Origin of the sequence: Streptomyces lanatus (assembly GCF_014655715.1) — a bacterium.
Classification (GTDB): domain Bacteria; phylum Actinomycetota; class Actinomycetes; order Streptomycetales; family Streptomycetaceae; genus Streptomyces; species Streptomyces lanatus.
On record NZ_BNBM01000008.1, the window covers coordinates 59,281 to 82,053 of the forward strand.

General features: G+C 69.8%; 17 protein-coding genes and 1 pseudogene. 17 read left to right on the top strand and 1 reads right to left on the bottom strand.

The genetic code is table 11. The features are described 5' to 3' along the window. The first annotated feature begins 50 nt into the window (after positions 1–50). Both htpG and IE325_RS22095 read left to right on the top strand, forming a co-directional pair. A complete protein-coding gene (htpG, locus tag IE325_RS22090; RefSeq protein WP_190071732.1) occupies positions 51–1,958 on the top strand; it encodes a molecular chaperone HtpG in 1,908 nt (635 codons plus the stop codon). 95 nt (positions 1,959–2,053) lie between these two features. Next, positions 2,054–2,464, top strand: a pseudogene (locus tag IE325_RS22095) (VOC family protein). An 8-nt stretch (positions 2,465–2,472) separates the two neighbouring features. Here IE325_RS22095 and IE325_RS22100 read toward each other — a convergent pair. Next, positions 2,473–3,015 carry a hypothetical protein gene (locus IE325_RS22100; RefSeq protein WP_190071733.1) on the bottom strand — a complete coding sequence of 181 codons (543 nt, stop codon included), beginning with the start codon at positions 3,013–3,015 and terminating at the stop codon, positions 2,473–2,475. Positions 3,016–3,264: 249 nt separating this feature from the next. Here IE325_RS22100 and IE325_RS22105 point away from each other — a divergent pair, with 249 nt between their 5' ends. From IE325_RS22105 to IE325_RS22170, 15 genes are all read left to right on the top strand, one after another. After that, positions 3,265–4,722 (top strand): Y4yA family PLP-dependent enzyme, encoded by a 1,458-nt coding sequence (locus IE325_RS22105; protein WP_190071734.1) that lies wholly within the window; start codon positions 3,265–3,267, stop codon positions 4,720–4,722. Continuing rightward, positions 4,719–6,041 (top strand): pyridoxal-phosphate dependent enzyme, encoded by a 1,323-nt coding sequence (locus tag IE325_RS22110; protein ID WP_190071735.1) that lies wholly within the window; start codon positions 4,719–4,721, stop codon positions 6,039–6,041. Before IE325_RS22105 ends, IE325_RS22110 begins: the two co-directional genes overlap by 4 nt. A 5-nt stretch (positions 6,042–6,046) precedes the next feature. Then, entirely contained in the window at positions 6,047–7,264 is a 1,218-nt protein-coding gene (locus IE325_RS22115) for an aminotransferase class V-fold PLP-dependent enzyme (RefSeq protein WP_190071736.1), read from the top strand. Between the two features lie 95 nt (positions 7,265–7,359). Next, positions 7,360–8,133 (top strand): class I SAM-dependent methyltransferase, encoded by a 774-nt coding sequence (locus IE325_RS22120; RefSeq protein ID WP_190071737.1) that lies wholly within the window; start codon positions 7,360–7,362, stop codon positions 8,131–8,133. Between the two features lie 173 nt (positions 8,134–8,306). Further along, positions 8,307–9,428, top strand: a complete 1,122-nt coding sequence (locus tag IE325_RS22125; protein ID WP_190071738.1) for a GNAT family N-acetyltransferase — start codon at positions 8,307–8,309, stop codon at positions 9,426–9,428. Between the two features lie 108 nt (positions 9,429–9,536). After that, positions 9,537–10,778, top strand: coding sequence for a DegT/DnrJ/EryC1/StrS family aminotransferase (locus IE325_RS22130; RefSeq protein ID WP_190071739.1), 1,242 nt, complete (start codon positions 9,537–9,539; stop codon positions 10,776–10,778). A gap of 110 nt (positions 10,779–10,888) precedes the next feature. After that, the gene (polX, locus tag IE325_RS22135; RefSeq protein WP_190071740.1) at positions 10,889–12,607 is read left to right on the top strand and encodes a DNA polymerase/3'-5' exonuclease PolX; all 1,719 of its coding nucleotides are present in this window, start codon (positions 10,889–10,891) and stop codon (positions 12,605–12,607) included. A 197-nt stretch (positions 12,608–12,804) separates the two neighbouring features. Then, on the top strand, positions 12,805–14,088 hold the full coding sequence (locus tag IE325_RS22140) for an ABC transporter substrate-binding protein (protein ID WP_190071741.1): 1,284 nt from the start codon (positions 12,805–12,807) through the stop codon (positions 14,086–14,088). A 6-nt stretch (positions 14,089–14,094) separates the two neighbouring features. Beyond that, positions 14,095–15,003: a carbohydrate ABC transporter permease gene (locus tag IE325_RS22145; protein WP_190071742.1), complete on the top strand. Its 909-nt coding sequence runs from the start codon at positions 14,095–14,097 to the stop codon at positions 15,001–15,003. Then, positions 15,003–15,938, top strand: a complete 936-nt coding sequence (locus IE325_RS46160; protein ID WP_229911919.1) for a carbohydrate ABC transporter permease — start codon at positions 15,003–15,005, stop codon at positions 15,936–15,938. The genes IE325_RS22145 and IE325_RS46160 overlap by 1 nt, the downstream gene beginning before the upstream one ends. Continuing rightward, the gene (locus IE325_RS22150) at positions 15,935–18,463 is read left to right on the top strand and encodes a beta-galactosidase (protein WP_229911920.1); all 2,529 of its coding nucleotides are present in this window, start codon (positions 15,935–15,937) and stop codon (positions 18,461–18,463) included. The genes IE325_RS46160 and IE325_RS22150 overlap by 4 nt, the downstream gene beginning before the upstream one ends. A 61-nt stretch (positions 18,464–18,524) precedes the next feature. Next, complete coding sequence (locus IE325_RS22155; protein WP_229911921.1) at positions 18,525–19,730, top strand: ROK family transcriptional regulator; 1,206 nt, start codon at positions 18,525–18,527, stop codon at positions 19,728–19,730. A gap of 253 nt (positions 19,731–19,983) precedes the next feature. Beyond that, entirely contained in the window at positions 19,984–21,099 is a 1,116-nt protein-coding gene (locus IE325_RS22160; protein ID WP_190071745.1) for a Gfo/Idh/MocA family protein, read from the top strand. Continuing rightward, positions 21,096–22,013 carry a DUF6807 domain-containing protein gene (locus IE325_RS22165; RefSeq protein ID WP_190071746.1) on the top strand — a complete coding sequence of 306 codons (918 nt, stop codon included), beginning with the start codon at positions 21,096–21,098 and terminating at the stop codon, positions 22,011–22,013. Before IE325_RS22160 ends, IE325_RS22165 begins: the two co-directional genes overlap by 4 nt. After that, positions 22,007–22,750 carry a cupin domain-containing protein gene (locus tag IE325_RS22170; RefSeq protein WP_190071747.1) on the top strand — a complete coding sequence of 248 codons (744 nt, stop codon included), beginning with the start codon at positions 22,007–22,009 and terminating at the stop codon, positions 22,748–22,750. The genes IE325_RS22165 and IE325_RS22170 overlap by 7 nt, the downstream gene beginning before the upstream one ends. Positions 22,751–22,773 lie beyond the last annotated feature (23 nt).

The window sequence follows — 22,773 nt, forward strand, 5'->3', positions numbered from 1 at the left end:
GTGACTGCGACCCATTCCGGTGACTGAATTCAGTGAGGTACGCGCCAACCATGCCGACCGAGACGTTTGAGTTTCAGGTAGAGGCCCGTCAGTTGCTCCAGCTGATGATCCACTCGGTCTACTCGAACAAGGATGTCTTCCTGCGTGAACTCGTCTCCAACGCCTCCGACGCGCTCGACAAACTGCGTCTGGAGAAGCTGCGGGACGACGCGCTCGACGCCGAAGTGTCCGACCTGCACATCGAGATCGATGTCGACAAGGAGGCCCGCACCCTCACGGTCCGGGACAACGGCATCGGGATGTCCTACGAGGAGGTCGGCAAGCTCATCGGCACCATCGCCAACTCGGGTACGGCGACCTTCCTGAAGGATCTGAAGGAGGCGCAGGACGAGGCCGGGGCCGAGGGCCTCATCGGCCAGTTCGGCGTCGGCTTCTACTCCGGCTTCATGGCGGCCGACGAGATGACGCTGGTCACCCGGCGGGCCGGCGAGACCCAGGGCACCCGCTGGACCTCGCGCGGCGAGGCCACGTACACGCTGGAGACGGTGGACGACGCGCCGCAGGGCACCTCCGTCACCCTCCACCTCAAGCCCGCCGACCCCGAGAACCAACTGCACGACTACACCTCGCCCTGGAAGATCAGGGAGATCGTCAAGCGGTACTCGGACTTCATCACCTGGCCGATCCGGATGGTCCCGGAGGCCGACGCGTCGGCCGACGGCGACAGCACGCCCGAGCCGGAGACGCTCAACTCGATGAAGGCCCTGTGGGCGCGCTCGCGTTCCGAGGTGTCCGACGACGAGTACCACGAGCTGTACAAGCACATCAGCCACGACTGGCGCGAGCCCCTGGAGACCATCCGCCTCCAGGCCGAGGGCACTTTCGAGTACCAGTCCCTGCTGTTCATCCCCTCGCATGCCCCGCATGATCTGTTCACCCGCGAGTTCAAGCGCGGCGTCCAGCTCTATGTGAAGCGCGTCTTCATCATGGACGACTGCGAGGCACTGCTCCCGCCCTACCTGCGCTTCGTCAAGGGCGTCGTCGACGCCGCCGACCTCTCGCTCAACGTCTCCCGCGAGATCCTCCAGCAGGACCGGCACATCCTGATGATGCAGCGCCGCCTGACCAAGAAGGTGCTGTCCACCGTCAAGGACTTCATGACCAAGGACGCCGACCGCTACGCCACGTTCTGGCGGGAGTTCGGCACGGTCCTCAAGGAGGGCCTGGTCACCGACTCGGAGAACAGCGAGGCCATCCTCGCCGTCGCCTCGTTCGCCACCACCCACTCCGACGACGAGCCGACCACGCTCGCGGGGTACGTGGAGCGGATGAAGGACGGCCAGGACGACATCTACTACCTCACCGGCGACTCCCGGCAGAGCATCGAGAACTCCCCGCACATGGAGGCGTTCCGCGACAAGGGCATCGAGGTGCTGCTGCTCACCGACGCCGTCGACGAGGTGTGGGTCGACGCCGTGGGCGAGTACGAGGGCAAGAAGCTGCGGTCGGTCGCCAAGGGCGAGATCGACCTCGACGGCGAGAAGGACGAGAAGGCCGACGGGGAGCGGGCCAAGCAGGCCGAGGACTACGCCGGGCTGCTCGGCTGGATGGGGGAGCAGCTGGAGGCGGACATCAAGGAGGTGCGCCTGTCGACGCGGCTCACCGTCTCCCCGGCCTGTGTCGTCTCCGACGCGCACGATCTGACGCCGGCCCTGGAGCAGATGTACCGCGCGATGGGCCAGGAGGTGCCGACCACCAAGCGCATCCTGGAACTCAACCCCGACCACCTGCTGGTGAAGGGCCTGAACCAGGCGTACAAGGAGCGTGAGGACCGCGACGGACTCGTCGAATCCGCCGAGCTGCTGCACACGCTGGCGGTGCTCGCCGAGGGCGGCCAGCCCAAGGATCCGGCGCGGTTCGTGAAGCTGGTGGCGGACCGCCTGGAGCGCACCCTGTAGGGCGATGCCGCCATGTGGACGTGTGCGCGGGCCATTGTCAGTGGCCCGCGCTACGTTTTTCGGAGTCGGTTTCCGGCCCCACTCCTGGAGGATTCATGGCCTCGCGTCTCAACCCCTACATCACCTTCGCCGGCGACGCCCGACAGGCGCTGGAGTTCTACAAGGAGGTCTTCGGCGGCACGCTGAACCTCAACACCTACGCCGAGTTCGGTCAGAAGGACAGCCCGTTGGCCGACAAGATCATGCACGGCATGCTCGAAGCCCCCAACGGCTTCACGCTGATGTGCGCCGACACCCCGACGGACGACCACAAGCCCGGCAACAACATCTCGGTGAGCCTGAGCGGCGACGACGACGCCGAACTGCGCGGCTAATGGGACAAGCTGTCGGCCGGCGCCTCGGTGGCGGTGCCGCTGGAGAAGCAGATGTGGGGCGATGTCTTCGGCATGTGTACGGACCGGTTCGGCATCACCTGGATGGTCAACATCGCAGGTGAGGGCCGCTGAGGGACCCGTCACCGCGGCAGCCATGGGCTCAGGGCGTCGATGAGCCGGTCGAGCGCGGGCGCCGGTCCGGAGCGGTCGGTGATCACCGTACGGCCGTCGAAGCGGAGCGTGTACTGGAACAGATCCCGCGCCTGCGCGTCCCGTGTGAGGTCCGGGACCTCGTCCAGCGCGGGATCGCCGAGCAGCGTGCGCAGCTCGGTGAACTGGGCCGGGCTGGTGCGATGGACGCCCTGTTCGCCCTTGTCGCTGGTGTGCACGGAGCCGTCGCCCCGCAGGGTCACCGCCTTCCGGACGCCGGCGAAGCCGCCGGTGACCTCCATGGTCACCAGCTGCTGATCCGGTCCTGTGACGGGGACCGGCGTCGGACCGTCGGACGCCGCCGGTGATGTGGCGGCCGACGGGGAGGCGGCAGTCGGGGACGTGGCGGTCGAGGGGCCGGCCGTCACGTCCGTCGGCTCGGACCCGCCCGCACCCGCGCCCGCGTCGGAAGCACAGCCGACCAGTCCCAGCACTCCGGCCATGACCACCACGGCCACCTGTCGTCCGAACACAGCGCCTCCATCCGCGGATCCCGCCAACTGAAGAGTGCCTACCACGCGACGCCGTGTTTCGCCCGGTGCGGCTGCCCGGACGGCCCATCCGGCAGCGGTGATTTTCGGCCCACCTGTTGACGTACCGCCCAGCCGTGCAGGTACGGGGCGTAAAGCACCGGATGCGGGGAAAGGAGCTATACGGCAAACCGCGGGGAGTGGTCGTCAGCGCCCGGAGTGTCGGGCCCGTAGCGCTGGGGAGGGCCGGGCATGGGCGGGCAGCCCTTGTATCTCGCACCGCGGCTGGGGCCCCGGCTGCGTTCCCTGCTGGACACCCCGGAGCTGCTGCACACGCTCACCGACGCCCTCGGCTCGCCGCTGAACGTGATCCTCCCCGACCAACTCGCCGACAATCTCCGGCAGTTCCGCGCGGTGTACGACACCCACCACCTCTCCGGCCAGGTGTTCCTCGCCCACAAGGCCAACCGGTCCAGCGCCCTGCTGCGCCGGCTCGCGGCCACGGACGCGGGCGTTGACGTCGCCTCGCTGGGGGAACTGCAGCACGCGCTGGGTGCGGGCCTCACCCCCGACCGGATCACGGCGACAGGGCCGAAGAACCCCGAGTTCCTGTGGCTGGCGGCCCGCACCTCGGTCACCGTCAGCCTCGACACGCGAGGCGAACTGGAGCAACTCGCCACACTGGTACGCGGACACGCCCTGCCCCGCGCCCGCGTCCTGCTCCGGCTGTCGGGGTTCGAGACGTCCGGCGTACGGGTGCTGACCCGGCGCAGCCGCTTCGGCACCCCCGTGGCGGAGTCGGCCGCGCTGCTGGATGCCGTGGAGCGACACGCCGATGTGCTCGACCTGGTCGGGGTGGCCTACCACCTCGACACGACGAGCCTGGCCGAGAAGGCCGTGGCGCTGGAGGGCTGTCTGCGGGTGTTGGAGGAGTGCCGCAGCCGGGGGCTCAGGCCCCGGGCCGTGGACATAGGCGGCGGCTTCGGCGTCAACTACCTCGCCGACGGCGGCCAATGGGAGCGGTACACCACCGCACTCACCGAAGCCGTACTGGGCATCCGACCGCCCCTGACCCACGGCGGCCACGGCTACGGACTGCGCAACGAATCCGGCACCCTGCGCGGCACCCTCGGCCTGTACCCGGCGCACCGCCCGATCGCCGGAGCCCGCTACCTCGACGAACTCCTCTCACACCCGGCGGCGTCCCTCGGCGGCCGTCCCCTGGCCGCGCTGCTCCTGGAACACCTCTACGACCTGCACATCGAACCCGGCCGGGCACTCCTCGACCAGTGCGGACTGACCCTGACCAGAGTCCTGGAAGTACGGGACCAGGAGGCCGACGGCCCGCTCGCCGTACGGCTGGCGGCGAAGGCGGACGACGTGGCGCTGGAGGACCACGGGGTGCTCATGGACCCGGTACTCGTCCCAGAGGGGTCACCGGGACCACCGGTCCCCGTGCACCTCTTCGGCAACCTCTGTCTGGAGTCCGACCTGATCACCCGCCGTACGGTCTTCCTGCCCCGCCGCCCCGCCCCCGGCGACCTGTTGGCGTTCGCCAACACGGCCGGTTACTGCATGGACTTCCACGCCACCCGTGCCCAGCACCAGCCCGCCGCGCCCAAGGCAGCCGCCTGGCAGGAGGGCGGCAGATGGCGCTGGTGCCTGGACGACCAGTACTGGCCGACCACACCCGTGGGGGGAGCGCAGTGAGGTACGACAGCATCACCGAGGCCATCGGCAACACACCGCTGGTGCGCATCGATCCGGCCGTGCACGGCCTGAGCAATATCGACCTGTACGCCAAGCTGGAGCTGCTCAACCCTTTCGGTTCGGTGAAGGACCGGGCCGCCTGGAACATGGCCCGACCGCATCTGACAGCCGCCGCGTCCGAGGAGGGCGGCCAGGTCGTGGAGCTGTCGAGCGGCAACACCGCCAAGGCCCTCGCCGTACTCGCGGGCATGCACGGCCTGACCTTCAAGAGCGTCACCAACCGGATGCGCATCCCCGAGATCAAGGATCTGCTCCTGCTGCTCGGCGCGGAGATCGAGGAACTGCCTGGCCAGAGCGAGTGCCTGGACCCGACCGCCACCGACGACCCGCTCACGCTGTTCCACCGCACCCTCTCCGAGCCCGGCAGCACCTTCCTGCACACCGACCAGTACTTCAACCCGCGCAACACCGAGGCCCACTTCACCGGCACAGGACCTGAGATCGTCAAGGACCTCGACGGCCGGGCTCCCGACTGGTTCATAGCCTGCGTCGGCACCGCCGGTTCCTCCACCGGCGTCGCCCGCGCCCTGCGCGAACACGACCCCGCCGTGCGCGTCGTCGGCCTGGTCGCCGCCAAGTCCGACTTCGTGCCCGGCATCCGCACCATCGACGAGGCGCACGAGGTGGGCCTGTTCGACCCCGGCACCTACGACACCATCGAGACGGTCAGCGCCGACGAGGCGATCGAGGGCATGCTGACGCTCAACCGCCGCTGCGGCATCCTCGCCGGACCCACCGGAGGCGCCGCCTACTTCGGCGCGATACGTCAACTGAAGTCGCTGGACGCTGAACTGACGGAGCGCCAGTCCGCCGTCTTCATCGTCTGCGACCGCGTCGAGAGCTATCTGAGCTACGTCCGTCAGCGGCGCCCCGACCTCTTCGGCCGCCCCCGCCGCGCCACCTCCCCGGCCGACCTGACGGACGCCGAGATCCGCACGGCACCGGCCATCGGCGTCACCGACGCCCAGGCATGGATCGCCACGGGGGAACCGATCGTCATCGACCTGCGCAGCCCCTACGCCTTCGCCGCCCTGCACATCGACGGCTCGGTCAACATCGTCGACGAGCTCTTCGAGGAACTCCTGCACGGCGGACTGCCGTTCAGCCGCACCCGCCCGGTCCTCCTCGCCTGCCCGGTCGGCGAGAAGTCCGCCCGCTACGCCGCCCTGCTGACCCGGCTGGGCCACCCGGACGTCCGCAGCCTGACCGGCGGCATCATCGCCTGGCGCGACGCGGGCGCCCCGCTCGTACGGGACTGACCGCGATGACCGTATCCAGGACTGATCCTCAAGTGACCGCCTTCGTCGAAGAGTTGGCGGACTGGCAGCGTGCCCTGCGCGCCCAGTTCCCCATCATCACCGCACACCCCGACCAGGCCTATCTGGACAGCGCGGCCACCGCCCAGAAGCCCCAGGCCGTGCTCGACGGCGTCCACACCTACCTCACCACCACCAACGCCAACGCCGGACGCGGCACCTACCCCTGGGCCAACCGGACCACGACCCTCGTCGAAGAGGCCCGGGACCGGGTGAAGCGGTTCCTCGGCGAGCCCGCGCCGGAGCGCTCGGCCGTGCACTTCACGAGCGGGACGACGGAGGGCCTGCGCACGATCGCCCGCGACTGGCTGCCCCAACTCCTCACCGACGGGGACGAGATCGTCGTCCCGGTCGCCGACCACGAGGCCAACATCGCGCCCTGGCTGGAGACCCGGCACCAACTGGCCCGCCAGGGCGTGCACATCCAGGTGCGGCCGATGCCGTACCAGACGGCCTCCGGCGACTACGACCACACCGCGCTCGCCGAACTGGCCGGTCCACGCACCCGGTTCGTCGCCACGAGCCACGTCCACCACGTGTACGGCGGCAACATGAACGTCCACCGCATCCGCCGCGCGGTCGGACCGGACGCGGTGATCTGCCTGGACGCCGCCCAGAGCGTCGGCCATCTGCCGGTGTCCGCGAGCGACCTCGACGTCGACTTCATCGTCTTCTCCGGCCACAAGGCGATGGCCCTGCCCGGCACGGGAGCGGTCTGGGCCCGAGGGACACGCGGACCGGACTTCACACCGGGCGGCTGGTCGGGCACCCCCAACACCGTCGGCATCGCCTCCCTCACCGCCGCCCTGGACTGGCTGGACGCCGCCGGCACCGACCGGATCGAGCGGTGGACGGTCGCCCTCGCGGCCCGGCTCACCGAGGGACTGCGCCACCTCGACGCCTACGAGATCCTCGGCTGCCAGGCCGCCCTGGCCGCCGACTCACCCGTCCAGCGACGCCAGGGCATCGTCACCCTCCGCCACCACGCCATCGACTCGGGCGACCTGGGCTTCATCCTCTTCAGCCACGGCTTCATGGTCCGCTCCGACCAGCACTGCCAGGGCAGCGCGGGGGAGAGCACCGGCTCGGTGCGGGCGAGCCTGCACATCTACAACACCGCCGAGGAGGTCGACCGGCTGTTGGAGGTCCTCGCCTCCCTCGGGTGACGTACCGCCAAAAGGGGTAATGGGAACCGTTTCCACCTGTAGGGTCTTGCGCAGACAGCGAGGACAGGTGTGGAACGGCGAGGTGGCACGACCGGATGGGGCTGAGCCTGGCGACGGCGGAGCGATGGGTGCGACGCTGGGAACTCCAGCAACAGCGGTACGCCGTGGACCGCGAGGAGCGCTTCACCGTGATCGCCGATGTGGTGGAGCGGACGATGGCGGACCGGGGCCTCCCCGCCGCCCGGCCGCTCGTCCTCGACCTCGGCTGCGGCCCCGGCTCGCTCGCCGCCCGGCTGGCCCGGCGGCTGCCGTACGCGGACATCGTCGGCGTGGACATGGACCCGCTGCTCCTGGAGCTGGCCCGCACCCATCACGCCGACGCCGCCCGCTACATCGACACGGTGATCGGCGCCGACGGCTGGACCCACGCCCTGCGCCTCGACCGCCCGCTCGACGCGGCCGTGTCCACGACGGCACTGCACTACCTGGACCCGGACGCCCTGCTCCGCACCTACCGGCAGCTCGCGGCACTGCTGCGCCCCGGCGGCGTCCTCGTCAACGGCGACCACTTCCCGCACGACGACGCCGCGCTCACCGCACTCACCGGTCACGTCGGCCGCCGCCACGCCGAGCGCGGCGACGCCCTGGCCCACGAGGACTGGGCCTCCTGGTGGACGGCCGTCGCGGAGGACCCCGAGCTGACGGATCTTCTCGCCGAGCGTCGCTGTCGTATGCCGGTCGGCGGGGGTGACGGCGCTCCGACGCTGTCCGTGGCCGCGCATGAACGGCTGCTGCGGCGGGCGGGGTTCGGGCATGCCGGTTCCGTGTGGCAGTACGGCGACAGCCATGTGCTCGTGGCCATCCGCTGACCGGTAGCCACCCCTCGGTCACCAAGCGCTGCTAAAGGATCGAGCAGCCACCTTGACAGCGTGCGTACTGTTTCGCGACGTTTGAGCCTCGCCACAAAGTTCGACATGGGGGACACCGTGGCGAGGCGCCCAAAAGCGCCTCTTGGGGGGATTTTTTGGGGGGAGCGGTCGCTATGCGATCCACAGGCACCACCATCAGCGTTCACAGACCCGACGAGCTCGACGAGTCGCTGCGCCGGGCCTGGCACCGGGCGATGGACGAGTCGCCCGACTACGCCAACCCGTTCCTGGCACCGGAGTTCGCGCTCGGGGTCGGCAGGTACCGGAAGGGGGCGCATGTCGCGGTCCTGCACCAGCGAGGGGAGGCCGTCGGCTTCTTCCCGTACGAACGCAACGCGTACGGCGTCGGCCGGGCCATCGGGCTCGGGCTGTCCGACTGCCAGGGGCTGGTGCACCGGCCCGGAGTGAGCTGGGACGCCCGGGAACTGTTAAGGGCGTGCGGGCTGTCCGTGTTCGAGTTCGACCACCTGGTGGAGGAACAGCAGCCGTTCGGCCCGTATGTCACGGGCACCTTCGCCTCACCCGTGCTCGATCTCAAACCGGGCGAGGGCGGCTACCCGGAGTGGCTGCGCGCCACCTACCCGGGGCTGGCCAAGACGACGCTGAAGAAGGAGCGCCGGCTGGGCCGCGACGCGGGCGAGGTGCGGTTCGTGTACGACGAGCGCGACCCGCGCGTGCTGCGCACCCTGATGCGGTGGAAGTCCGCCCAGTACCGCAGAACCGGGCGGATGGACCGCTTCTCCAGACCCTGGATAGTCGACCTCGTCGACCACCTCTTCCAGGTCCGCGAAGAGCACTTCACCGGCATCCTCTCCGTCGTCTACGCCGGTGACCGGCCCGTCGCCGCGCACTTCGGCCCGCGGTCGCGCTCGGTCTTCGCGGCCTGGTTCACGGCGTACGACCCCGAGTTCAGTTACTACTCGCCCGGCCTGATGATGCATCTGCGGCTGGCTCAGGCCGCGGGACGGGACGGCGTCACGCTCATGGATTTCGGGCGCGGCGAGAAGGAGTACAAGGACTGGCTCAAGACCCGTGAACTGCGGGTCGCGGAGGGGTTCGCGGTGCGTCCGCACCCGGTGGCGACGGCCCACCGGATGTGGCGCAGACCGGTGCGCGGCCTGAGAAACACCGTCCTGGCCCATCCCCGGCTGCGCGAACCCGCCGACCGGCTGCTGAAGACCGTCGGCACCCTGCGCACCTCGGGCTCATCGGGCGAGGGAGCCCGGGCCCGCTGAGCCTGCCCTCGCCCTCGTTGCCCTGACCTCGCACGGTGCCCCAGCCGCCCCATGCCTTTCGCCCTCTCGGGCGACCCTTCGCCGGACCCTTCCACGGAAGAGGTGACCATGCCGTACGGATCGCGGCTCGCCGCGATGATGACACGGCGCATCGGACGCGAATGCGTCTACACGCCTTCGGCCCGACTCGCCCTGTACCTGGCACTGCGACGCTGGTGCCGGCCGGGCGGACGGGTGCTGATGTCCCCCGTGAACGACGACGTGATCCTCTTCGTCGTCCTCGCCGCCGGACTGCGCCCGGTACAGGCACCCGTGTCCCAGTGGGACGGCAACATCGACCCGGCCGCCGTACCGGAATCCACCTGGCGCAACGTGGACGCCGTCCTGACCACCAACCTGTACGGCCTGCCCGACCGCGTGGTCCAACTGGGCCGCCGCTGCGATCAGTTGGGGATCCCGCTCATCGAGGACGCGGCGCACGCCATCGGCACGCACGTGGATGGCCAGCCGATCGGCACCTTCGGCAAGGCCGCCGCCTTCAGCCTCTCCAAGCACGTGGCCGCCATGGCAGGCGGCTTCCTGGCCGTCGAGGACGCACGCACCCGCCGCGAGCTGGAACTCCTCCGCGACGACCTGCTCACCCCCCGCCGCCTCCGCGACGACCTCGCCACCACCCTCCGCCCCCTGGCCCGCTCGACTGTCCGCACCCTTCACCTCGTACGCCCCGTCTGGCGCACCATGCAACGCCTGGGCCTCCTCGAACGCGACGCCTTCCGCATGGCCCTGCACGCCCCCCGTCTGGCCGGCAGCGCCCGCCACGCCCCCAGCCTCGCCGCCTACGAACCCTGGGTCCGCGTCGACCTGCACGGCTTCCGCTCCCGCCACGGAGCCCTGGTCCGAGGCCAGCTGGAGCTACGGATGACCCTCCTGGAGGGCGACCTGGCACGCCGCAGGGCAGGCGTGTCACTCCTGTCCGGCACCACGTGGTCCACCCCGGCCCTACGCGACCGCTTGACCCACGACGGCCCACCGTCCCTCTTCCGCGTCCCGCTCCTGGTCAACGACCGCGACGCCCTGGCGGACCGCCTGGTCGACCACGGCATCGTCACCGGCTACATCTACGACCCACCGCTCGACGACTACGCGGGCGCAGAATTCGCAGAACCGTCCCCCGCGCCGGAGGCGGCCCGCTGGTTCGCGTCCCACACATTGCCGGCCGACCCCCTGACGGCCCGCAGGATCGCAGCGGCCCTGACGAAGGAGGGGGCAACCCCGGCCCACCCGCCCTTGTCGGCTCACCTGCCAGCCGCCGACCCGACGACCACTCCACCGACCCCCCTGGGTCACTAGGGTCGCCTGCAACCCCCAGGGGCGCGGGGAACTGCGCGACCAGCCCCCACGCACCCGCAGACAAAACACAACCAATCGCGGCACCCACCTCCCCCGCCTACCCTGAGAACGTGGCACGGTCCAACGACGAGATCGCCGCCCTACTCCAGGAGTACGCGGACCTGATCTCGATCACCGGAGGCGACGCGTTCCGAACGCGCACCTACGAAAAGGCCGCCCGCTCAATCGGCGGCTACCACACCGACGTGTCCAAGCTGGATGCCAAGGGCCTCCAGGAAATCCCCAATGTAGGCAAGTCGACCGCGGAGAAGATCCTCGAATACTTCTCCACCGGCACCGTCTCCGCCATAGAGAAACTCCGCGCAAAAATCCCAGCGGGCGTCCGCCAACTCACAGCCATCCCCACCCTCGGCCCCAAAAAGGCACTGGTCCTCTACGAGGAACTGGGCATCTCCACCACCGAGGAACTCGCCGAAGCCATCCACGAGGAGCGCCTGCGCGACCTAAAGGGATTCGGGCCGAAAACCGAGGAAAACATCCTCCACGGCATCGACCTGCTGAAATCCTCAGGCGACCGAGTCCTGATCGACGTGGCCATGAGCCTCGCCGAGGACATCGTCGCCGAGATGTCGCAGGTCACCGGCTGTATGCGCTGCGCCTACGCCGGTTCGCTGCGCCGCCTCCGCGAGACGATCGGCGATATCGACATCCTCGTCGCGGCGAAGAAGGCGGCGCCGATCATGCGGGCCTTCACCGAGCTGCCATATGTCTCCGAGGTCATCGCACAGGGCGAGAAGAAGACGTCGATCCGCACCGACAAGGGCCTCCAGGTCGATCTACGGGTCGTGCCGCCGGATTCCTGGGGCGCGGCGATGCAGTACTTCACCGGGTCGAAGGCGCACAACATCAGAACCCGGGAGATGGCCGTCCATAAAAAGCTCAAGCTCTCCGAGTACGGCCTCTTCGATACCGAGACCGGCGACAAAATCGTCTCCAAGACCGAGGAGGACGTGTACGCCCGCCTCGGCCTGCCGTGGATCCCGCCCACCCTGCGTGAGGACCGGGGCGAGATCGAGGCCGGGCTGCGCGACGAGCTGCCGGAGCTGATCCAGGAGAAGGACATCCGGGGCGATCTGCACACCCACACCGACCTCACGGACGGTCTCGCGCCGCTGGAGGAGATGGTCGCCGCGGCCGCCGAGCGCGGTTACGCCTACTACGCCGTCACCGACCACGGCCCCGACATGGCCATGCAGCGCATGACCGACGAACGGATCCTCGCCCAGCGGGCCCGCGTCCGAGAGCTGGACAGGGAGCATGGCGGCATGCGGGTGCTGCACGGCGCGGAGCTGAACATCGACCCCGACGGCGGTGTGGACTGGCCGCCCGAGTTCCTCGCCGATTTCGACCTGTGCGTGGCCTCGGTGCACTCGCACTTCAACCAGGACCGCGACGCCCTGACCCGGCGCATCGTCAAGGCCTGCGAGAATCCGCACGTCCACATCATCGGCCACCCCACCACCCGCCTCATCGGCAAGCGCCCCGCCATCGACGTCGACCTCGACGCGGTCTTCGCCGCCTGCGCGCGCACCGGCACGGCCCTGGAGATCAACTCCCACCCGGACCGGCTCGACCTGCGCGACGAGGACATCCTGCGCGCCAAGCGGCACGGCGTGAAGTTCGCCGTCGACAGCGACGCCCACGCCGTCATCCACCTTGCCTATCTGCGCTACGGGGTGGGCACGGCACAGCGTGGCTGGCTCACCAAGGACGACGTGATCAACACCTGGTCGCTGACCAGGCTGCGGCGCTTCCTGGACAAGGGCTGACCTCAGGCGACGTGCCGCGGAGGGCGTCGAGGGCGGTCCGCTCCCGCTCGTGTGCGAGTCGTGCAGGTTGAAATTCGTAGGAATCAAGGGCTTGTAGCGAGATTTGACGAGGGTTAATTTAACCGTCACTCGAAGCCGGGCCCGGGCTCCCGAGGGCTGTTCCCTGTGTGTTCGCCTTTTCATCGAGGAGTCGTGCCATGCCAGTTGACAAGGTCCAGATGTCGCGCCGAGGCTTCCTCGGCCTCGGAGTCGCGGCCGGCGTCGTGACGCTCACCGCGTGCGGTTCCGGCAGCGGCAGTTCGAGCGGCCCGCTCGTCATGACCGTCTGGGGCGGCGACGCCGACCGCAAGACGTACCAGAAGCGCATCGACCTGCTGGTGAAGAAGTACCCCGAGCTGAAGGTCAAGCTCCAGCTGATACCCAGCGATTCGTACCCCCAGAAGGTGCAGACGATGATCGCGGGCGGCAGTGGCCCGGACATCATGCAGGTCGCCGAGAGCGTCAACACCTACTCCAGCAAGAACCAGCTCCTGCCCCTCGACGACCTCGCCAAGAAGGCCGGCCTCGACACCGAGAAGCGGTTCGGCCCGGTCGGCTCCATCTACACCTACGAGGACGAGTTGTACGCGATCCCGGACCGCTCCGGCGCGATCACCGTGTACTACAACAAGGACCTGTACGAGAAGAAGGGCATCAAGGCCCCCACCGCCGACTGGACCTGGGACGACGCGCTCGACGCCTTCAAGGAACTCACCGTCCCCGGCAAGCAGTGGGGCTACACCGGCGCCGAGTGGTACCCGCAGTGGTGGAGCCTCGCGTACCAGAACGGCGGCACCATCATCGACGCGAACGGCCGCCCCGCCGTCGACAGCGACGAGGTCGTCGAGGCGCTCCAGTGGGCCGGCGACCTGGTCTTCAAGCACAAGGTGGCGCCGAGCAAGGCGGACTACGCCGACATGGGCTCCGAGGTCGGCGGCGACCAGGCCTTCCCGATGCAGAAGTGCGCCACGCACGCCAACGGCTTCTGGGTCACCGCCGGTCTCACGGACGCCAAGTTCGCGTGGGACATCGCGCCGATCTGGCGCGGCAAGAAGCAGGCCGTGTCCGCGTTCGGCAGCGGCCTCGCCATCTCCCGGACCTGCAAGCAGCGCGACAACGCCTTCAAGGCGATCGACTTCCTCACCTCGGACGCGGCGCAGCAGCAGATCATCGACGACGGAGAGGACGTACCGGCCAGCCTCGCGGTGCAGCAGAGCGACGCCTTCCTCAAGCCCGCGTGGATGAAGACCGACGTCGACATGGGCGCCTTCGCCGAGTCCAGCGGCTTCATCTTCCGCGCCCCGTTCATTCCCGAGTGGAACGAGATGATGTCGGCCATCGACGCCGGTCTCGCCGATTTCTGGCTCGGCAAGGAGAGCGCCAAGAAGGCGCTGACCGGCCTCCAGAAGGACCTCGAGTCCCTCATCAAGTCCGCTGGATGACCGGCGATGGCGACAACCACATCGCGGCGGCGCCGTGAGGCGCTCTGGTTCTATCTGTTCGTCTCGCCGTGGGTGATCGGGTTCCTGGTCTTCCTGTTCGGACCGATGATCGCGTCGGTCTACTACTCGATGACCGACTGGGACTCGTTCACCTCGCCCGTCTGGGTCGGGTTCCAGAACTACGTCACGCTGCTCACGGACGACCCCAGGTTCTGGAGGGCGCTGTGGCACACCTTCTACTACGCGGCGGTCTCCGTCCCGCTCGGCCTGGTGCTCGGCCTGTGGCTGGCGAATCTGCTCAACAAGCAGGTGCGGGCCCGGAAACTGCTGCGCACCCTGATCTATCTGCCGACCCTGGTGCCGCTCGTCGCCACGGCGATGATCTTCCGTCAGGTACTCGCCCCGAACGGTCCGTTCAATGACGCGCTCGGCCTGTTCGGCATCTCGGGCCCGTCCTGGCTCCTCGACGGCGACTGGGCGATCCCCGCGCTGGTCGTGATGTCGGCCTGGAGCGCGGGCGCCGCGACGGTGCTGCTGCTCGCCGCGATGAAGGGCATCCCGAGGGAGCTGTACGAGGCGGCCGAGGTCGACGGCGCGAGCGCGGTACGGCAGTTCTGGAGCATCACGCTGCCGCACCTGACCCCGATCATCTTCTTCAACCTGATCATGGGGCTGATCGGCGCCTTCCAGGTCTTCGCCCAGGTGTACATCCTGGTGCCGAAGGGCAAGCTGCCCGCGGCCTACGCCGGGGCCGAGACGATGGTGCCGTACCTCTTCGACCAGGCCTTCGGCAACTACCACATGGGCTACGCCTCGGCGATCTCCTGGCTGCTGTTCCTCGTGGTCCTCGTCTTCACACTGATCGCATTCCGCACCGCCCGGCGCTGGGTGTTCTACGAAACCGAGGTGAAGTGATGGCCGGCCTCCTTACCACCCCGGCGCCGCAACGGACGAAGGAGAACGGCCCGCAGCGCAAGGCTCGCGGAGGACCGGGCCCCGGCACCGTACGGGCGTTCCGGGCCACCCCGTTCACCTACGCGACGCTGATCATCGCGGCGGCGATCCTCACCATGCCGCTGGTGTTCGTCGGCTCCATCGCGCTCTCCAGCGACGCGACGGTGAACACCAACTCCTTCACCCTGTTCCCGACCGAGTTCCACTGGGAGAACTTCACCCGGGTCTTCGGCTCCGAGCTGCCGATGGGCCGCTTCCTGATCAACTCCGTGATCATCTCGCTCTGTTCGGTCGCCGGGCAGATGCTCTCCAGTGGTTTGGTCGGCTACGCCTTCGCCCGGCTGCGGGCCCCCGGCAAGAACGCGCTGTTCCTGATCGTCATCGCCACCATGATGATCCCGACGCAGATCACGATGATCCCGCAGTTCATCCTCTTCCGGGACCTGGGCTGGGTGAACACCTATCTGCCGCTGATCGTGCCGAACTTCTTCTCCAACGCCTTCAACGTGTTCCTGGTCCGGCAGTTCGTCTCCCGGCTGCCCAGCCAGCTCGACGAAGCCGCCATGGTCGACGGCCTCGGCTTCTTCGGCATCTACCGGCGGATCATGCTGCCGATGCTGTGGCCGGTGCTGATCGCGATCGGCATCTTCACCCTGACCCACACCTGGGGCGACTTCATGGGCCCGCTGATCTACCTCAACGACGAGTCCAAGATGCCGCTGTCCCTGGGCATCCAGTACATCACCAGCACCTCGGCGGCAGGCCAGTCACCGGCGTGGAACCTGGTCATGGTCGGCTCGGTCCTGCTCGCCCTGCCCATGATCATCGTCTACTACCTGGGCCAGAAGTACCTGTACGAGATGGACATCAGCGGCGGAAGCGCGGGAGTGAAGTGACCACCATCCACGTAGACGGCCAGGGCATCTGGATCGACGGCCGTCCCCGCACCCTGCTTTGCGCGTCCCTGTTCTACTTCCGCCTCCCGAGGGAGCAGTGGCGTGAACGGCTCGCACAGGTCCGGGCCTCGGGATACGAGTGCATCGACGTCTATCTCCCTTGGAACTTCCATGAGTCGGCGCCCGGCCGCTGGTCCTTCGAGGGTCGCAGGGACGTCGCCGCCTTCCTGGACCTCGCGCGGGAGGAGGGCCTGTACGTCATCGCGCGGCCGGGCCCGTACATCTGCTCCGAGTGGGACGGCGGCGCGCTGCCCGCATGGCTGGGCCTGGACGAGGAGTTGAGGGTCCGTCAGAACGAGCCGCGCTATCTGGAGCAGGTCACCGCGTGGTTCGACCAGGTGCTGCCGCTGCTGGCGGAGCGCCAGTACGGGGCGGGCGGTTCGGTGATCATGGTGCAGCTGGAGAACGAGCTGGACTTCTTCGACTGCGAGGACCGCCCCGGATACATGACCGCCCTGCGGGACACGGCACTTCGGCACGGCATCACCGTGCCGCTCATCGCCTGCTCCGGACAGGGCGACCTCGCGGGCGCCACCGGTGACGTGGACGGAGTCGTACCGGCCTGCAACTTCTACCCGGACGACGACTCCCCGGACATCGAGGCCGAGGTGCGCCGCTACGCCGCTCTGGTCGCCGAGCGCGGAGTGCCGTTGCTGGTCACCGAGACCAACCGGCGCCACCGGACGCTGCGGCGGCTGCTGGCGAGCGGAGCCAAGCTGATCGCGCCGTATCTCCAGTCGTCCGGCTGGAACTTCGGGTACACCCCGTCGAGCGGCAACTGGGGGCGCCCCGGCAACTTCATGAGCCACGGCTACGACTTCGGCGGCTACGTGACCTCGACCGGTCTGGAGCGCCCGGAGTACGCCGAGGCGCAGGTACTGGCCCGGGTCATGGAGACCTGGGGCCCTCAATTGGCCCTGGCGACAGCGGTGTCGTACGCCGGACTCGACTGCGACTTCCCCACGAGCCCGCAGCCCTCGGCGCTGGAGCTGGACGGGGGCGGCCGGTTGGTGGCCGTACCGCATCTGGGCGGTGAGCCCGGCACAGCGGTCGTCGAGGGCGTGCCGGTCGAGGTCGCTCCGGGGGCGTGTCCGCTGATGGCGGTGGACGTGCCGCTCGCCGGCGCCACCCTGAACCTCGCCTCGGCGGACCTCGTGGCGCGGGCGGACGGGGTGCTGGTGTTCTCCTCCGACGTGCCTGTCACCGTCGTACTGGACGGGACACGGACCGAGATCCCGGTGTCCGGACGGGAGACCCTGGCCGGGACCACGCTCGTGGTGCTGCCGTCGGCCGAGGCCGCACGGCTGCGGTCGGTCGACCCCGACGGCACCGTGCACCTCACCGACGCGCCGCAGCGGCCCGAGAAGGCCGCGCGTACCGCCGTGCGCGAGGTGCGGCGGCGGTACGACACGGCCCCCGAGGAGCCGGCCGGGCTGCACGCGTCGCCGCCCACGCTGGAGTCGCTCGGGGTGTACCGGGGCCGAGGCGCCTACCGGGCCACCACGGATCTGACGGATGTCGACGCGCTGCTGCTCACCGGCGCCGCCGACATCGTCGACCTGACGGTGGCGGGCCGGACGCACCCGCCGCTCGCGGGGTTCGGCGCGGCGCGGCGCATCGATGTGCGCGAGGTGACCGGCAGCGTCGAGATCGACGCCGTCGTGGAGATCTGGGGCCACGCCAACTTCGACGACGCCCGTCTGCCCGCGCTCCGCCTCGGTGCCCTGCGGGGCCTGGGCACCCTCTGGAAGGTCCGGCACACCACGGACGTGTCCGCCCTGTGGACGGTGCACGGCCACTGGGCCGGGACCCCGGCCCCCATCCGGGTGCTCGGCGGCTGGAGCAGCACCCGGGTCGCGGCGCCGCTCACCTACACCCGTACGGTCCACTCGCCCACCCCGTCGGCGCTGCACCTGCGCGGCGTCGTCGAACCGCTGCGGGTGAGTGTGGACGACGGTGAGCCGGTGACCGTCCACACCGACAGTCCCTGGGTGCTGCTGACCGCCGGCACCCACCAGGTCTCGGTCACGCTGCCGCACCACCCGAGCGGAACGGCCCCGCGCGCCGAGCTGCTCGCGCTCGACGCCGTACGGGACTGGTCGTGTGCGGTGCAGGACGACGAACTGCTGACCGCGTTCGCCGCCGGCGCCGGACGCACGGAGGAGGTACGGCTGCCGCTGGCGCTGAAACCGGGGGAGGAGGCATGGCTGGACGTCGACCTCCCGTCCTCGCCCGACGGATATCTGGTCCGGCTGGACGCCACGCAGGTCCGGGTGACCGGATGGGCCGGTGGAGAGTGCGTGGGGCGTGTGTGGTGCGGCGAGCGGCCCGACTTCTCGGGCGGTGACCCCGACGCACTCTGGGTGCCGCCGAACTGGCCGGGCCTGACCCTGCTCGCCCAGGGTATTCAGGGGCGTGGGACACCGGAGATCCGTACGCTGTGGCTGGGGGGACCGACCGACTGAGGGGGGAACGCCGGTGGCCCGGCACACGGTCCGAGACGTTCGCAGCCAGAACCGTTTCGAGGTGCTGCACGCACTGTTCGACCTCGGACCGTCCTCCCGCCAGGAACTCGCCCGGCACACGGGCCTCAGCCAGGCCACCGTGACGACGCTGGTCGGCGAGTTCCTGGCGGAGGGCGTGCTGCACATCGCCGCCATGGAGCGCAATGCCGTGGGACGGCCCTACGAACGGCTCACGATCAACGCGGACCGTGGCCGCGTCGTCGGAGTCGACGTCGCCGAGACCTATGTCGACGCCACGGTGTACGACCTGGCTCTCGGCGTCCTGGGCCGGCACGAGGCGGCCCTCGACGAGCACCAGCACGACCAGGCGTACGTCATCGACGGCATCGTCGGCGCGATCGAGGCCGCCCTCGACGCGGACGGCACCGACCGCGACCGGATCGTGGGAGTCGGCGTCAGCATGCCGGGCCATGTCCAGCATGACGCCGGGGTCTCCGTCTTCGCGCCGAACTGGAACTGGCACGACGTCCACATCGAGGAACTGCTCGCCGAGCGGCTGCGGCTGCCGGTGTACGTCGACAATCCGCTGAAGGCGGCGATCCTGTCCGAGATGTGGTTCGGCGTCGGGCGCGTCGTCGACAGCATGGCCGTGGTCAACATCGGCACCGGTGTCGGAGCCGGTATCGCCATCGAGGGCACTCTGGTCCGCGGCAGCACCAACAACGCCGGCGAATGGGGACACACCCTCCTGATGCTGGACGGCCGCCCTTGCCGCTGCGGTCGCCACGGGTGCGTCGAGGCCTACGTCGGTGCTCCCGGCCTGGAGGCGACGCTGGCCGAGATCGACCCGTCCCATCCGGCGCTCGGCCGTCCCGGGCAGCGGGACTTCGTCGAGTCCGTCGCCGGCGGACTGGCCGCGGGGGACCCGGTGCTGCGGGAGCTCGTCCGGCGCACGGGCCGCTGTCTCGCCGCCGCCCTCGGCGACCTCGTCAATCTGCTCAACGTCCCGAAGGTGACCCTCACCGGCTGGCTGCCCGAGGCGCTGGCCCCGTGGCTCGTCCCCGCCGTACGGGACGAACTGCCCCGTCATGTGCTCCCGGGTTCCCTGCCCGGCCTCACCGTCGAGCTGTCCGAGGTGCCCGGCAACGCCGTGGGCCTGGGCATGGCCGCCTTCACCCTGGAGCAGTTCCTCGCCCGGCTCGGCCTGGTCAGCCCGGCACGGACCCGACCGCAGCCGGGTGCCCAGACCGCCCAGCCGATCGGCTGACCCGCCCGCCCAACGGCACGCCCCCGCACCCGGGTTGATCCACGCCACCGCTCCCGCACTTCGTGATCTTCATCCCGTTTGAGTGACGCCCTGGAAGGGGAGCGTGCCGAGCGTGGGCCGGGCCGAACGGGTCAGGCTTTGCCCATGTCGCCGCAGAGGGGTTGTCCTGACATTACGTCCCTGCCTAGGGTCGCCCTCGAAGTGCAAGCGCTTTCTGAAGCGGGCTGTCCGCCGGCCGTCCGAGGAGAACCGCATGTCCCCACGCTCCGCCCGTCGCCGTGCCGCAGTGATCGGCACCGGCGCCATCGTCAGCGGCAGTCATCTCCCCGCCCTGAGACACCACGCCGACCGGGTGGAGCTGGTCGCCGCCGTCGATGTGGACCAGGCCCGCCTGGACGCCTTCCGTGAGCTCGCGGGCGAGGGCGTCGCCGGGTACACCTCGGCCGGGGGCATGCTGGACGCCGTACGCCCCGACCTGGTCCTGATCGGTACGCCGCCCTCGCTGCACCGGGAGCAGACGATCGCCGCGCTCAAGGCGGGCGCCTGGGTGCTGTGCGAGAAGCCGCTGTGTCTGTCGCTCTCCGAGTACGACGACATCGCCGCGGCCGAGCAGGCGTCGGGCGCCTACGCCTCGGTGGTCTTCCAGCACCGGTACGGCTCCGGCGCCGTGCACGCCCGCGAGCTGATCACGAGCGGTGAGCTGGGCGCCCCGCTGGTCGCGCACTGCCAGACGACCTGGCACCGGGACGCCGCCTACTACGCGGTGCCGTGGCGCGGACGGTGGGTCACCGAGGGCGGCGGGCCCACGATGGGGCACGGCATCCACCAGTACGACCTGCTGCTGCATCTGCTCGGCCCCTGGGCGGAGATCCGGGCCATGGCGGCGCGCATGGTCCACGACACCGAGAGCGAGGACGTCTCCACGGCCCTGGTGCGGTTCGAGAACGGCGCCCTCGCCACCGTCGTGAACAGCGTGCTGTCCCCGCACGAGGTCAGCCGTATCCGCATCGACTGCGCCGACGCGACCGTCGAGCTCACCCACCTCTACGGCCACCGCAACGACGACTGGGTCTACACCCCGGCCCCGCACACCCCCTCCGAGCGTGCCACCGCCTGGCGCACCCCGGCGGCCGACGTGCCCAGCTCGCACACCGCCCAGCTCGGCGCTCTCCTCGACGCCTTCGACAACGGTGTCCGACCGCCCGGCAGCGGCCCGGACGCCCGGGCCACCCTCGACTTCGCCGCCGCCCTCTACAAGTCGGCGTTCACCGGACACCCGGTGTACGCGGGCGAGATCGGGCCCGGCGACCCCTTCTACCCGGCCATGCACGGAGACCACCCCCACTGGGCCCCCAAGGAGCGCGCATGAGCATCCGCGTCACCCACGCGCACGGCGACCACATCGCGGTGACGGTACCGAACGGCACCGAGATCCTGCGCTACGTCTACCGCCCCGACCCGGACGCCTTCGAGTCCCGCAAGCCCTACGCCCACCCCGTGCGCACCCTCGCCGGACACACCGTGACCGGCTACCGGCCCAGCGACCACCGCTGGCACAAGGGCCTCCAGATGACCGCGAGCCATCTCTCCGGGCAGAACTTCTGGGGCGGCAACTGCTATGTCCACGGCCAGGGTTACCTCCCGCTGCCCGAGCGGATCGGTTCGATGCGGCACGACGGCTTCCCGGAGTTCACCGTCGAGGACGACCGGCTGACCATCGCCGAGGAGCTGACCTGGGTCGAGAACGGTGGCGAGGAGTGGGCGCGCGAACTGCGCGGACTGACCGTCCACTCGGTGGACGAGGAGGCCGGTGCCTGGGCCCTGGACTGGTCGATCGAGCTCACCAACGTCCGCGCCGAGCCCCTGCGGTTCGGGTCCCCGACCACCGAGGGCCGGGAGCTGGCCGGTTACACCGGACTCCAGTGGCGCGGCCCCCGCGACTTCACCGGCGGCACCGCCTTCGCGCCCGAATCCGACGCGGACGCCGAGAAATTGATGGGCAGTCAGGGGCCGTGGCTGGCCTACACCACCGAGCACGACGACATCGACGGACACTCCACGCTCGTGTTCGCGCACGCGCCGGAGAACCTGGAGGCGCTGCACGAGTCGCACTGGTTCGTGCGCTCCGAACCGATCCCCACCGTCGCGTTCTCCTGGGCGTTCTTCGAGGAGTTCGAGCTGCCGCCGGGGGAGTCCTTCGCCTATCGGTACCGGGTGGTGTTCGCCGACGGGGCCTGGGACCGGGAGCGGGTGGCCGCCCATCTGAAGGGGATGCCGTGGTGAAGCCGCAGTTGCCGCACCCGCTGCCGGGCGCCGTGGGCCTGTCCCACCTCAGCGCCTACGACTGGGAGGCCGTCGACGGTGTGTGCGGCGGCAGCCCGCATCTGCACCTGGTGTGCACCGAGGCGTACGTCGTCACCGGCGGCCGGGGTGCCGTGCAGACGCTGAGCCCCGACGGCTACCGGGACATCCCCCTGGAGCCGGGCTCCATCGCCTGGTTCACGCCCGGGACCGTGCACCGCATGGTGCAGGGCGGCGATCTGCGGATCACCGTGCTGATGCAGAACAGCGGCCTGCCGGAGGCCGGGGACGCCGTCTTCACGTTCCCGCCGGAGGTGCTGGCCGATCCCGAGAAGTACGCGGCCGCCGCAGTGCTCCCGCCAGGTTCGGAGCCGGAGGCCGCCCGGCGCCGCAGAGACCTCGCCGTCGAGGGCTATCTGCCGCTGCGCGAGGCGCTCGTCGCCGGGGACGACGGCCCGTACCGCGAGTTCCAGCGGGCCGCCGCACGGCTCGTGCGGGCCAAGGCGCCGAACTGGCGTGAGCTGTGGCGGGCCGGCGCGCTGGCCACCGCCGAGCGCACGGGCGCCCAACTGGATGCGCTGGAGGCAGGGGAACCGGCGTATCTCGGGGACGCGACCGCGTACGAGGCCGGGCCGACGAGGCTCGGCGGGTTCGGGATGTGCGGACGCCGGGACGAGTACAACCTGCGCGGGACGACACAGCCGTATCAAGGCGACTAGCAGGCAAGGGGGGCCGGGGGGCC

Bases quoted from the DNA above. Each gene is read 5' to 3' on its own strand.
- htpG (WP_190071732.1), top strand. From the start codon at position 51: ATGCCGACCGAGACGTTTGAGTTTCAGGTAGAGGCCCGTCAGTTGCTC.
- IE325_RS22105 (WP_190071734.1), top strand. From the start codon at position 3,265: ATGGGCGGGCAGCCCTTGTATCTCGCACCGCGGCTGGGGCCCCGGCTG.
- IE325_RS22115 (WP_190071736.1), top strand. From the start codon at position 6,047: ATGACCGTATCCAGGACTGATCCTCAAGTGACCGCCTTCGTCGAAGAG.
- IE325_RS22120 (WP_190071737.1), top strand. From the start codon at position 7,360: ATGGGGCTGAGCCTGGCGACGGCGGAGCGATGGGTGCGACGCTGGGAA.
- IE325_RS22125 (WP_190071738.1), top strand. From the start codon at position 8,307: ATGCGATCCACAGGCACCACCATCAGCGTTCACAGACCCGACGAGCTC.
- IE325_RS22130 (WP_190071739.1), top strand. From the start codon at position 9,537: ATGCCGTACGGATCGCGGCTCGCCGCGATGATGACACGGCGCATCGGA.
- IE325_RS22140 (WP_190071741.1), top strand. From the start codon at position 12,805: ATGCCAGTTGACAAGGTCCAGATGTCGCGCCGAGGCTTCCTCGGCCTC.
- IE325_RS22145 (WP_190071742.1), top strand. From the start codon at position 14,095: ATGGCGACAACCACATCGCGGCGGCGCCGTGAGGCGCTCTGGTTCTAT.
- IE325_RS46160 (WP_229911919.1), top strand. From the start codon at position 15,003: ATGGCCGGCCTCCTTACCACCCCGGCGCCGCAACGGACGAAGGAGAAC.
- IE325_RS22160 (WP_190071745.1), top strand. From the start codon at position 19,984: ATGTCCCCACGCTCCGCCCGTCGCCGTGCCGCAGTGATCGGCACCGGC.
- IE325_RS22165 (WP_190071746.1), top strand. From the start codon at position 21,096: ATGAGCATCCGCGTCACCCACGCGCACGGCGACCACATCGCGGTGACG.